The organism is Streptomyces sp. NPDC102451, from assembly GCF_044765485.1.
GTDB lineage: Bacteria > Actinomycetota > Actinomycetes > Streptomycetales > Streptomycetaceae > Streptomyces.
In genome coordinates this window covers 87,549-99,136 of the sequence record NZ_JBIWKD010000011.1, presented here as the reverse complement: position 1 = coordinate 99,136, position 11,588 = coordinate 87,549, and the positions used below count along the sequence as shown (strand labels likewise).

The following is an 11,588-nucleotide window of genomic DNA, read 5'->3' as shown; positions in this document are numbered from 1 at the left end:
AGGTTCGAACAGTGACCAAGGCGACCGCCGCGATCGTCGGCTCCGGAAACATCGGCACCGACCTGATGTACAAACTCCTGCGCTCGGAGGCCATCGAGCCGCGCTGGATGATCGGCATCGACGAGCAGAGCCCCGGCCTCAAGCGCGCCGCCGACCACGGCCTGCACACCAGCGCCGACGGTGTCGAGGCCCTGCTGACCGGCGAGGACCGACCGGACCTCGTCTTCGAGGCCACATCCGCGTACGTCCACCGGGCCAACGCGCCCAGGTACGCGGAACTCGGCATCCAGGCCATCGACCTGACCCCCGCAGCGATCGGCCCCGCCGTCGTGCCCGCCGTCAACCTCGGCGACCACCTCGACGCACCGAACGTCTCCCTCATCACCTGCGGCGGCCAGGCCACCATCCCGATCGTGCACGCCGTCTCCCGGGTCACCGACGTCCCCTACGCGGAGATCGTCGCGAGCGTCGCCTCGCCGTCCGCCGGTCCCGGAACCCGCGCCAACATCGACGAGTTCACGCTCACCACGGGCCGGGGCATCGAGACGATCGGCGGCGCCGCCAGGGGCAAGGCCATCATCATCCTCAACCCGGCCGAACCCCCGATGCTGATGCAGGACACCGTCTTCTGCGCCGTCCCCGCCGACGTCGACCAGGACGCCGTGACCGCCTCGATCCGGGAGACCGTCGCCCGGGTCGCCGAGTACGTCCCCGGCTACCGGCTGCGCACCGAGCCGCAGTTCGACGAGCCGACCGCGGTCAGCGGCGGGCTCGCCCGGGTCGCGGTGTTCATCGAGGTGGAGGGCGCGGGCGACTTCCTGCCGCCGTACTCCGGGAACCTCGACATCATGACCGCCGCCGCCACCAGGGTCGGCGAGGGCTTCGCCCAGCGGATCACCGCCCGCCGCGCCGGTGCCTGAACCCGCTCACCGAGGAGTGCACGAGCCATGCCCTACAGTCCCGACCTGGACATCCGCGTCACCGACTCGTCCCTCAGGGACGGTTCGCACGCCAAACAGCACCAGTTCACCGTCGACCACGTCACCTCGATCGTCGCGGCCCTCGACGACGCGGGCGTGCCTGTCATCGAGGTCACGCACGGCGACGGCCTCGGCGGGTCCTCCTTCAACTACGGCTTCAGCCACACCCCCGAGCAGGAACTCATCAAGGCCGCGGTACGGACCGCGCGCCGGGCGAGGATCGCCTTCCTGATGCTGCCGGGCCTCGGCCTCCAGGACGACATCCGCGAGGCAGCCGACAACGGCGCCGCGATCTGTCGGATCGCCACCCACTGCACCGAGGCCGACATCTCCGTCCAGCACTTCGGACTGGCCCGCGAACTCGGCCTGGAGACAGTCGGTTTCCTCATGATGTCGCACAGCAGCCCCCCGGAGGCCCTGGCCCGCCAGGCCCGCATCATGGCCGACGCCGGCTGCCAGTGCGTCTACGTCGTCGACTCCGCGGGGGCCCTCGTCATGGAGCAGACCGGTGACCGGGTCGCCGCGCTCGTCGCCGAACTCGGCGACGACGCGCAGGTCGGCTTCCACGGCCACGAGAACCTGGGCCTCGGCGTCGCCAACTCGGTGCTCGCGGTACGCGCCGGGGCCACCCAGATCGACGGATCGACCCGCCGGTTCGGCGCGGGGGCGGGCAACACACCCGTCGAGGGGTTCGCCGCCGTCGCCGAGAAGCTCGGCATCCGCACCGGCATCGACGTACTGAAGATCATCGACGCGGCCGAGGACGTCGTGCGGCCCGTCATGGACGGCGAGTGCCTGCTCGACCGGATGTCCCTGACGATGGGATACGCCGGTGTCTACTCCAGCTTCCTGAAACACGCCGCCCGGCAGGCCGACACGTACCAGGTGTCCGGCGCCGAGATCCTCCTGGAGGCGGGGCGGCGCAAGCTCGTCGGCGGCCAGGAGGACCAGCTCATCGAGATCGCGGTCGCCCTCGCGGCGAGGAACCGGTCCGGGACCGCCCAGCACTCCTCGGGGAAGTGAGCACAGCCATGTCCAATCCCGTACTCGAAGCCGTCGAGGCTCGCGCCGACGAGATCCGCGCACTCGGCCCCGCCAACGAGGCGCTCGGCCGGCTCGACGACCAGACGGCGAAGATCCTGCGGGACGTCGGTGCCATCCGGATGCTCCAGCCCAAGGCGTACGGCGGCCTCGAACTGCACCCGCGCGAGTTCGCCGAGACCGTCATGAGGATCGCCTCCCTGGACGGGGCCACCGGATGGGTCGCCGGAGTCGTCGGCGTACACCCGTGGGAGATGGCGATGGCCGACCCCCGCGTCCAGGAGGAGATCTGGGGCGAGGACCCCGACACCTGGATCGCCTCCCCGTACGCCCCGATGGGCCTGCTCAGGCCCGTCGACGGCGGCTATGTCTTCGACGGGCACTGGCAGTTCTCCTCCGGGACCGACCACTGCCGGTGGATCTTCCTCGGCGGGTTCCTCGCCGACGTGGACGGGAACCGGCTGAGCCCCCCGCGGTCCGTGCACGTCATCCTGCCGCGCGCCGACTACGAGATCGTCGAGGACTCGTGGGACGTCGTCGGGCTGCGCGGCACCGGCAGCAAGGACGTCGTCGTCAAGGGCGCCTTCGTGCCCGCCCACCGTGTCATCGAGTACGCCGAGGTGGTGGACGGCTCCCTGGCCGCGAAGTCCGGGCTGACCAACCCCGCCTACCGGCTGCCGTTCTCCGCCGCCTTCCCGCTCGGCATCACCGCCGCCGTCATCGGCATGTGCGAGGGCGCCCTCGCCCACCACCTCGACCACCAGCGCACGCGGGTGCAGATCACCGGCCAGGCGGTGAGGGACGACCCGTACGTCCTCTACGCCATCGGCGAGGCGGCGGCCGAGATCGCGGCCTCCCGCGCGGCGCTCCTGGACAACGTCTGCCGGATGTACGACATGGTCGCCGCAGGCCAGGAGGTCAGCTTCGAGCGGCGTGCCGTCGGACGGCGCACCCAGACCGCGGCCGCCTGGCGCGCGGTCCGCGCGGTCGACGAGATCGTGGCCCGCTCCGGCGGCAACGCGATGCGCATGGACAACCCGATCCAGCGGTTCTGGCGCGATGTGCACACGGGCCTCACCCACGCCATCCACGTGCCGGGCGCGGTCTTCCACGCCTCGGCGCTGACGGAGATCGGCGTGGAGCCGCCGCAGGGCCCGATGCGCTCCATGATCTAGCCCCCTTTTCATCGCGAGAGGAACACGCATGACACAGATCCGCGGGCTCGGGTATCTCCGCGTCCAGACCCGGGACATCGACCGCTGGCGCGAACTCACCGTGGACGCGCTCGGTTTCGCCGAGGGCTCGGGGCCGGAACCCGACGGCCTGTACCTGCGCATGGACGAGCGCCGCTCTCGGCTCGTCGTCCTGCCCGGCGACAGCGACCGGGTGCTGTCGGTCGGCTGGGAGGTGCGGGACCAGTTCGCGCTCGCCGCCGTCGGGCGTGCCGTCGAGGCGTCCGGGACGGCGGTGAAACAGCTCGGCCGGGAGGAGGCCGACGACCGGGGCGTCGAGGAGGGCATCAGCTTCGACGATCCGGCCGGCGTGCCCGTCGAGGTGTTCTTCGCCCCGGTCCTCGACCACAGCCCCGTACTGACCGGACTCGGTCAGCGCTTCGTCACCGGCGGCCAGGGGATGGGGCACGTCGTGCTGCCCACCACCTGCCCGGACGAGACGGTCGCCTTCTACACCGAGGTGCTCGGCTTCCTGCCGCGCGGCGGGATCCGGCTCAGTGGTCAAGCGCCCGACGCCCCGCCCCGGCGGGTGCGCTTCATGGGGGTGAACGAACGCCACCACAGCCTCGCCGTCTGCCCCGCACCGCACGGCGAGGAGCCCGGCCTGGTCCACCTCATGGTCGAGGTGGACACCCTGGACGCCGTCGGCATAGCCCTCGACAACGTGGGCAAGCAGGGCTTCTCCCTCTCGTCCACCCTGGGCCGGCACACCAACGACAAGATGGTGTCCTTCTACGTGCGCGCCCCCGGCGGCTGGGACATCGAGTACGGCTTCGACGGGATGCGCGTCGACGAGACGGACTACACGGCCGAGGAGATCACCGCTGACAGCTACTGGGGCCACGACTGGTCGGGGTCCGAGCCGCTCGCCGCCTTCACCCCGCCCGGAACCTCGAAGTGAGCGGTTCCCGCCCGGTCACCCCGGTCCGCGCCGGGAGCATCGAGCGGTACGACGCCGAGACCGACGTCCTGGTCGTCGGCTTCGGCTGCGCCGGAGCAGCCGCCGCGTACGAGGCCGCGGCGGCCGGCGCCGGGGTCCTCGTCCTGGAGCGGGCCGGCGGCCCCGGCGGATCGTCGGCCCTCTCCGGGGGAGAGCTGTACCTGGGCGGCGGGACCCCGGTGCAGCACGCCTGTGGGTTCGAGGACAGCCCGGGCGAGATGTTCGGCTACCTCGCCGCCGCCCTCGGGCCGCACGCGGACGAGGAGAAACTGCGCCTGTACTGCGACGGCAGCGCCGAGCACTTCCAGTGGTTCGTGGACCGTGGGCTGGAGTTCGAGCCGTCCCTGTGGGACGCGCCGACCTGGATGCCGGTCACCCGGGACGGGCTGATGTGGCTGGGCGAGAACGCCTGGCCGTACAACGAGATCGCGGTGCCCGCCCCGCGCGGGCACCGCTGCGCGACCGAGGGGTTCGGCGGCCGGCTGGTGATGGAGAGGCTGGTCGCCGCCGCCCGGAGAGCCGGGGCCGCCGAACACGCCGACACCCTGGCCACCGCGCTGATCGTGGACGACACCGGCCGCGTCGTCGGTGTCACCGCCCGCCGGCACGGCCAGGACCTGGCGTACCGGGCCCGCAGAGGCGTCGTGCTGACCACCGGCGGGTTCGCCGACAACGAGGAGATGCTCGCCGACCACGCCCCGCACCTCCTCGGCCACGGCAAGGTCAGCGACGGACTCGACGACGGCAGCGGCATCCGGATGGCGTCCGCGATCGGCGCCGCCACCCGGCGGATGGGCACGGTCGAACTGGCCCTCACCGCGCTGCCCGCCATGGTCACGCGGGGCATGCTGGTCAACGCCCACGGGCAGCGCTTCGTCAACGAGGACGTGTACCCGGGCCTGTTCAGCGTGGCCGCCGTCCTGACCCAGCCCGCCCCCTACTGGGTGATCATCGACGAGGAGGGCTACGAGTCGGTGCCCGAGAGCGAGCGCTGGGGTGTCGTACCCCGGTTCGTGACGGAGACCCTGGCGGAGCTGGAGACCGAACTCTCCATGCCGCAGGGGGCGCTGGAGTCCACGGTCGGCACGTACAACACGTACGCGGCGCGAGGGGAGGACCCGTACTTCCACAAGGACCCCCGCTGGCTCAGGCCGCTGACGGGTCCCTTCGCTGCGGTCGACCCGAGGGCCGGATTCCACCAGGGCGGCCGGACGAGTGCCGGGGCCGGGACGGGGGCCGCGGGGTTCACCCTGGGCGGGCTGCGCACCACCGTGGACGGCGCGGTCCTCGACGTGTCGGGCGGAACCGTACCCGGGCTCTACGCCGCCGGCCGGGCCTCCTCCGGCATCCACGGCGAGGGGTACGTCAGCGGGACCTCGCTCGGTGACGGAACGTTCTTCGGGCGGCGCGCGGGCGTCGCCGCGGCGGGTTGCTACTGAGCCCCAGCCGTGACAGCAGGAGGCCGGATACGCACCGCACGGCGCGTATCCGGCCGGCCTCCTCCTGTCACCGCCGCTGTGTCACGGCGCGGCCCCGCCCCCGTCCACCAGCTCGATCGCACCCCGCAGGGCCGCCTCGCGGATCGTCTCGCGCAGGGACCCGCAGCCCTCGAAGGCCTCACCCGCCGCATCGCGTTCCGCGCAGACCGCCATGGCCCGGCCGTCCCACTGCACACTCGTCTGCTGCCAGCTGCTCTTGCGCACCAGGACCTGCGCGGCGCACCGCTCGCAGGACAGCGGGCGCATCGGGCCGCCGTCGGCCAGCCGGTTGTCGACGCGCATCAGGCGGGGCCGCCCTCGGCACCGGCGGCCTTCCGGGCGAGATTCCCCTCGACCTCCTTCTGCCACGCCTCGACCGGCCGCGTGGTGTCCAGCTCGAACTCGAAGCGGTCGGTCATCTCCGGCGTCACCTCGGCCACGTCCGAGTAGAACTGCTCGTACCAGCGCCGTAGTTGGTAGACCGGACCGTCCTCCTCGCAGAGCAGCGGATTATCGATGCGCGCCTTGCTCTTCCAGATCTCGATGTCCTGCTCGAAACCGAGCTTGATGAACTGCGCCATTCCCGACGCAAGTTCATCGGCAGCGTCGCCCTTCATGGCCGGCGAACGCTTCACGACGATCCCGTACTGCAGCACGAACCGCTCTGCGTCGACCGGATAGTGACAGTTGATCAGGACCGCCTGCACATCACCGGTGTCGTAGTGGTAGGTGAGGTCGTCGATCATGAAGGACGGGCCGTGGTACGAGGCCAGCGAGTTGCTTCCGGTGGTCTTCGGCTTGCCGTCCGCCTCCTGGGGGCGGGCGTCCGGGCGGCCGGTGGCCCGCATGTGCTGGGTGGCGGTGTGCCCCTCGAAGACGTTCCTGAAGTACGTCGGGAAGGAGTAGTGGACGTAGAAGAAGTGGGCCATGTCCACCACGTTGTCCACGACTTCACGGCAGTTGGCGTCGACGACGGTCTCGTACCAGAGCCAGTCGGTCCACTCGTCGCTCGTCGCGCCCTCGATCCGGGGGATGGTCACCCCGGCGGGAGGGGGGTTGCCCTCCGGGTCGTTCCAGACGAAGAGCATGCCGTCCTGGTCGAGGGTCTGCCAGGCGGCCGTCCGGGCCCGCAGCGGTACGCGCCTGGAGTACGGGATCTGCTTGCAGCGGCCGTCGCCGCCCCAGCGCCAGTCGTGGAACGGACAGGCGACGTGATCGCCCTTGACGGTGCCCTGCGAGAGGTCGCCTCCCATATGACGGCAGTAAGCGTCCAGGACGCTGAGCGTGCCGTCGCCCGCCTGGAACACCACGAGCTTCTGTCCGAAGGCTTGGACCGCGTGCGGCTTGCCGTCCTTGAACTTCTCCGCGAGGCCCAGGCAGTGCCAGCCGCGCGCGAAACGCGTGGGGGCCGCGGCGGCCTCGATGGCCCGGACGTCGTCGTGTGCTGACTCCACTGCGCTCACGTCGCTCTCATCTCCTTCAGCACGTTCGGTCACCAGGGTCCGGACGGTAGGCCGGGACCCCGGTGCCCGGCCGGGGGAGTCCCACTGACCGGTACCCCTGCACCTGGGCCTGCCCGGGGGCCCGTCCCGGTCGGTGGGACCGCGGCCGCGCGCCCCCGCCGGCCGCGTATACATTCCGCCGCTCGTCCGCCCGTACGTACAGCGAAGGAGCCCGTGGTGAACCGGTTCGACGGCGTGAAGGTCCTGCTCACCGGAGCTGGTTCGGGGATCGGGCGGGCCACCGCCCTGCGCCTGGTCTCCGAAGGGGCGGCCGTGTACGCCGTCGACCGGTCGTGCGAGGGCCTGACGGGGACGGCCTCGGCGGCGGCCGGGCCCGGGCGGATCGTGACCCGGGTCGCCGACGTGTCCGACGAGGACGCGGTGGTGGCGGCCGTACGGGCCGCCGCCGACGCGCTCGGCGGTATCGACGTGCTGGTCAACGTGGCGGGGATCCACCGCACGACACCGATCGCCCGGCTGACCGTGGCCGACATGGAGCGGCTCTTCGCCGTCAACGCGGTGGGCACGGCCCTGTTCTGCCGGGAGGCCCTGCCCCATCTGCCGGACGGCTCGGGCGTCATCGTCAACGTGGCGTCGTCGGCTGCCTCGCACGGGAACCCGTACATGACCGCGTACGCCGCCTCCAAGGGCGCGGTCCTCGCCTTCTCGCTCTCCCTGGCCGCCGAGGTCGCGCACCGCGGGATCCGCGTCGTGCCGCTGTCGCCGGGCTCCGTCGCCACCCCGCTCGCCGGGCCGCACGTGCTGCCGCCGGATCTCGACACCTCGTACTACGGGCGGATCCGCGCACCCTTCGGCACCGGTGAACCGGAGCAGATCGCCGGGGTGATCGCCTTCGCCGCGTCGCGGGACGCGGCCTACCTCACCGGGGCGGAGATCCGGGCCGACGGCGGATCCCACATCTGACGCCCGTCCCCGCTGACGCGGCCACTGAGCGGGACTGGCGCTTGCCCAGTTCGAGAACGAATTCTAGTTTTCATCCGTCAGCGCCCAGGCCCCCACGGGCCACCTCACACCTTTACGGAGAGCCATGACCGAGGCCGTCATCGTCGAAGCCGTACGGACCCCGGTCGGCCGGCGCCGCGGGGCCCTGTCCGGGCTCCACCCGGCCGAGCTCCTCGGGCTCGCCCAGAAGGGCCTCGTGGAGCGCGCCGGCATCGCGCCCGACACCGTGGAGCAGGTCATCGGGGGCTGCGTCACCCAGGCCGGTGAACAGTCCAACAACGTCACCCGCACCGCCTGGCTGCACACCGGACTCCCACGGACCACCGCGTGCACCACCATCGACTGCGCCTGCGGATCGTCCCAGCAGGCCGTGCACCTCGTCGCGGGCCTCATCGCCTCCGGCGCGATCGAGACCGGCATCGGCTGCGGCGTCGAGTCCATGAGCCGGGTCTTCCTTGGCGCGGCGCTCACCCCGGACAACGGCTCCCCGGTACCGGAGAGCTGGACCCTGGACATGCCCGACCAGTTCACCGCCGCCGAACGCATCGCCCGCAACCGGGGCATCACCCGGGCCGACGCCGACGCGTTCGGCCTGAGTTCCCAGCAGAAGGCCGCCCGCGCCTGGGCCGAGGGACGCTTCGGACGGCAGATCGTCGAGATCCAGGCCCCCGTCACCGGCCCGGACGGCCCCACCGGCGAGACCACGTCCGTCACCCGCGACGAGGGGCTGCGCGACACCACCGCCGAGGCGCTGGCCGGTCTCAGGACCGTCGTCCCCGACGGCATCCACACCGCGGGGAACTCCTCCCAGATCAGTGACGGCGCCGCCGCCGTCCTGCTCATGAGCCGGGAGCGCGCAGACCGTGAAGGGCTGCGCCCACGGGCCCGGATCGTGGCCTCCGCCATGGTCGGCTCCGACCCGTACTACCACCTCGACGGGCCCATCGCCGCGACCGAACGGGTCCTTCGCACGGCCGGGATGACGCTCGCCGACATCGACCTCGTCGAGATCAACGAGGCGTTCGCCTCCGTCGTCCTGTCCTGGGCGCAGGTCCACAAGGCGGACCTGGACAAGGTCAACGTCAACGGCGGGGCCATCGCGCTCGGCCACGCCGTCGGCTCCACCGGTGCCCGGCTCATCACCCAGGCCCTGCACGAACTGGAGCGCACCGGCGGGTCCACCGCCCTGATCACCATGTGCGCCGGCGGGGCCCACGCGACCGCCACCGTCATCGAACGCATCTGAGGGCACCGTCATGACCATCGGACTCACCCAGGAGCACCGCGACCTGCGCGACGCCGTACGCGCCTTCGCGAACCGGCACATCACCGAGGACACCCTCCGCGCGGCGGCCGACGCCGGCAAGGAGACCCTGCCCGCCTACTGGGGCGGCCTCGCCGAACAGGGACTGCTCGCACTCCACCTGCCCGAAAAGGACGGCGGCGCCGGGTACGGGCTCCTCGAACTCGCCGTCGTCACCGAGGAGCTGGGGCGGGCCATGGCCCCAGGGCCGTTCCTGCCGACGACACTCGCCTCGGCCGTCCTGCACGCGGCCGGGCACCGGACGCACCTCGGCCCGCTCGCCGCCGGCACCGCCCTCGGCGCGGTGGGACTCGCCCCCGGCACGCTCACCCTGACCCGCGCCGCCGACGGCACGGTCACCGTCACCGGAACCTCCGAACTCGTCATCGGCGGACACCTCGCCGACGTGTTCGTGCTCCCCGCCTCCGACGGCGGCCGTACGACCTGGCTGGTGCTGCCCCGTACCGCCGTGGACACCGCTGACGTCCGCAGCCACGACCTCACCCGCCGCTCGTCCCGGGTGACCGTACGCTCGGTGCCGGTCGACGCCGCCGATCTGCTGGACCTGGACCCACGGACGCCCCGGGACCTCGCCGCGACGCTCTTCGCCGCCGAAGCCGCCGGGCTCGCCGACCGCTGCGTGACCACCGCGGCGGAGTACGCCCGGGTAAGGGAGCAGTTCGGCCGCCGCATCGGCCAGTTCCAGGGGGTCAAGCACCGCTGCGCCCGCATGCTCGCCCAGGCCGAACAGGCCCGCGCCTGCGCCTGGGACGCCGCCCGCGCGGCCGGCCCCGGTGGCGCGGCCGACGCACAGGAGGCCTCGCTCGCCGCGGCCGTCGCCGGGGTGGTCGGCGTCGACGCCGCGTTCTCCGTCGCGAAGGACTGCATCCAGGTGCTCGGCGGCATCGGCTTCACCTGGGAGCACGACGCGCACCTCACGCTGCGCCGCGCGCAGACCCTCCGGATCGCCCTCGGCCCGTCCACCGCCTGGCGCCGCCGTGTCGCCAGCCTCACCCTGGACGGCGCCCGCCGGGACCTCGGCGTGGAGCTGCCGCCGGAGGCGGAGGCCGAACGCGCGGGCGTACGCGCCGAACTGCGGGCGGCCGCGGCCCTGGACGGCCGGGAGCGCCTCACCCACCTCGCCGACCACGGCTACACCGCCCCGCACCTGCCGGCCCCCTGGGGCAAGGGCGCGGGTCCGGTCACCCAGCTCGTCATCGCCGAGGAGCTCCAGGCCGCGGACCTCACCCCCGTCGACATGATCATCGGCGGCTGGGTGGTGCCCACGCTCGTCGCGCACGGGAACCCGGCGCAGCAGGAGCGCTTCCTCGCCCCGAGCCTGCGCGGCGACATCGTGTGGTGCCAGCTCTTCAGCGAACCGGGCGCGGGGTCCGACCTCGCGGGGCTCACCACCCGCGCCGAGAAGGTGGAGGGCGGCTGGCGGATCACCGGGCAGAAGGTGTGGACGTCCATGGCCCTGGACGCGCACTGGGGCGTCCTGCTGGCCCGCACCGACGCCGGTGTGCCCAAGCACAAGGGCATCTCCTACTTCCTGCTCGACATGAAGAGCCCCGGACTCGACATCCGGCCGCTGCGGCAGATCACCGGCGACGCAGAGTTCAACGAGGTGTTCCTCGACGAGGTGTTCATCCCCGACGAGCTGCTGGTCGGGGCCCCGGGCGACGGCTGGAAGCTGGCCCGGACCACCCTCGCCAACGAACGCGTGGCCCTGTCCCACGACTCGGTCGGCTCCGGGGCCGAGGCCCTGCTGACGATCGCCGCGGGGTCGGACGGCCTCGACGACGAGCAGCTCACCACGCTCGGCGGCCACCTCTGCGACGCCCAGTGCGGCGCCGTCCTCGCACTGCGCACCACCCTGCGTACGGTCTCCGGGCAGCAGCCCGGCGCCGAGGCGTCCGTGGCCAAACTGCTCGGCGTCGAACACCAGCAGCGGGTCTGGGAGACCTGCATGGACTGGCAGGGCACCGCAGCGCTCACCGGCGAGGGCGAACGCCTCGACGCCACCTGGCAGTTCCTCAACGCCCGCTGCCTGTCCATCGCGGGCGGCACGACGGAGGTCCAGCTGAACATCATCGGCGAACGCATGCTCGGCCTGCCGCGCGACCCCGAGCCCCTCCGGAAAGGCTGA

Annotated in this window: 10 protein-coding genes; 8 read left to right on the top strand and 2 right to left on the bottom strand. The window is 72.3% G+C overall.

Features of this window, described 5'->3' with window-relative positions:
• Positions 1 to 11 precede the first annotated feature (11 nt).
• From ACIRD8_RS23845 to ACIRD8_RS23825, 5 genes are read left to right on the top strand one after another with little or no spacing between them, the layout of a single operon-like run.
• Entirely contained in the window at positions 12 to 920 is a 909-nt protein-coding gene (locus tag ACIRD8_RS23845; RefSeq protein WP_403994979.1) for an acetaldehyde dehydrogenase (acetylating), read from the top strand.
• 27 nt (positions 921 to 947) lie between these two features.
• Positions 948 to 2,003, top strand: coding sequence for a 4-hydroxy-2-oxovalerate aldolase (dmpG, locus tag ACIRD8_RS23840; protein WP_403994976.1), 1,056 nt, complete (start codon positions 948 to 950; stop codon positions 2,001 to 2,003).
• A gap of 8 nt (positions 2,004 to 2,011) precedes the next feature.
• Positions 2,012 to 3,196 carry an acyl-CoA dehydrogenase family protein gene (locus tag ACIRD8_RS23835; protein WP_403994973.1) on the top strand — a complete coding sequence of 395 codons (1,185 nt, stop codon included), beginning with the start codon at positions 2,012 to 2,014 and terminating at the stop codon, positions 3,194 to 3,196.
• Between the two features lie 28 nt (positions 3,197 to 3,224).
• The gene (locus ACIRD8_RS23830) at positions 3,225 to 4,154 is read left to right on the top strand and encodes a VOC family protein (RefSeq protein ID WP_403994970.1); all 930 of its coding nucleotides are present in this window, start codon (positions 3,225 to 3,227) and stop codon (positions 4,152 to 4,154) included.
• Positions 4,151 to 5,632, top strand: a complete 1,482-nt coding sequence (locus tag ACIRD8_RS23825) for an FAD-dependent oxidoreductase (protein WP_403994967.1) — start codon at positions 4,151 to 4,153, stop codon at positions 5,630 to 5,632. The genes ACIRD8_RS23830 and ACIRD8_RS23825 overlap by 4 nt, the downstream gene beginning before the upstream one ends.
• A gap of 81 nt (positions 5,633 to 5,713) precedes the next feature.
• On the opposite strand, the gene ACIRD8_RS23820 is transcribed toward ACIRD8_RS23825, so the two are convergent.
• On the bottom strand, positions 5,714 to 5,974 hold the full coding sequence (locus ACIRD8_RS23820; protein ID WP_403994964.1) for a ferredoxin: 261 nt from the start codon (positions 5,972 to 5,974) through the stop codon (positions 5,714 to 5,716).
• Complete coding sequence (locus tag ACIRD8_RS23815) at positions 5,974 to 7,134, bottom strand: Rieske 2Fe-2S domain-containing protein (protein ID WP_403994961.1); 1,161 nt, start codon at positions 7,132 to 7,134, stop codon at positions 5,974 to 5,976. Before ACIRD8_RS23815 ends, ACIRD8_RS23820 begins: the two co-directional genes overlap by 1 nt.
• Before the next feature lie 216 nt (positions 7,135 to 7,350).
• On the opposite strand from ACIRD8_RS23815, the gene ACIRD8_RS23810 reads away from it, so the two are divergent.
• The 3 genes from ACIRD8_RS23810 (at position 7,351) to ACIRD8_RS23800 (ending at position 11,588) form a co-directional block, all read left to right on the top strand.
• Complete coding sequence (locus ACIRD8_RS23810) at positions 7,351 to 8,097, top strand: SDR family NAD(P)-dependent oxidoreductase (RefSeq protein WP_403994958.1); 747 nt, start codon at positions 7,351 to 7,353, stop codon at positions 8,095 to 8,097.
• Between the two features lie 124 nt (positions 8,098 to 8,221).
• Positions 8,222 to 9,382: a steroid 3-ketoacyl-CoA thiolase gene (locus ACIRD8_RS23805; protein ID WP_403994955.1), complete on the top strand. Its 1,161-nt coding sequence runs from the start codon at positions 8,222 to 8,224 to the stop codon at positions 9,380 to 9,382.
• 10 nt (positions 9,383 to 9,392) lie between these two features.
• Positions 9,393 to 11,588 carry an acyl-CoA dehydrogenase gene (locus ACIRD8_RS23800; protein ID WP_403994952.1) on the top strand — a complete coding sequence of 732 codons (2,196 nt, stop codon included), beginning with the start codon at positions 9,393 to 9,395 and terminating at the stop codon, positions 11,586 to 11,588.

Coding starts and splice junctions, on each gene's coding strand:
- dmpG (WP_403994976.1), top strand. CDS start 948: ATGCCCTACAGTCCCGACCTGGACATCCGCGTCACCGACTCGTCCCTC.
- ACIRD8_RS23835 (WP_403994973.1), top strand. CDS start 2,012: ATGTCCAATCCCGTACTCGAAGCCGTCGAGGCTCGCGCCGACGAGATC.
- ACIRD8_RS23830 (WP_403994970.1), top strand. CDS start 3,225: ATGACACAGATCCGCGGGCTCGGGTATCTCCGCGTCCAGACCCGGGAC.
- ACIRD8_RS23820 (WP_403994964.1), bottom strand. CDS start 5,974: ATGCGCGTCGACAACCGGCTGGCCGACGGCGGCCCGATGCGCCCGCTG.
- ACIRD8_RS23805 (WP_403994955.1), top strand. CDS start 8,222: ATGACCGAGGCCGTCATCGTCGAAGCCGTACGGACCCCGGTCGGCCGG.
- ACIRD8_RS23800 (WP_403994952.1), top strand. CDS start 9,393: ATGACCATCGGACTCACCCAGGAGCACCGCGACCTGCGCGACGCCGTA.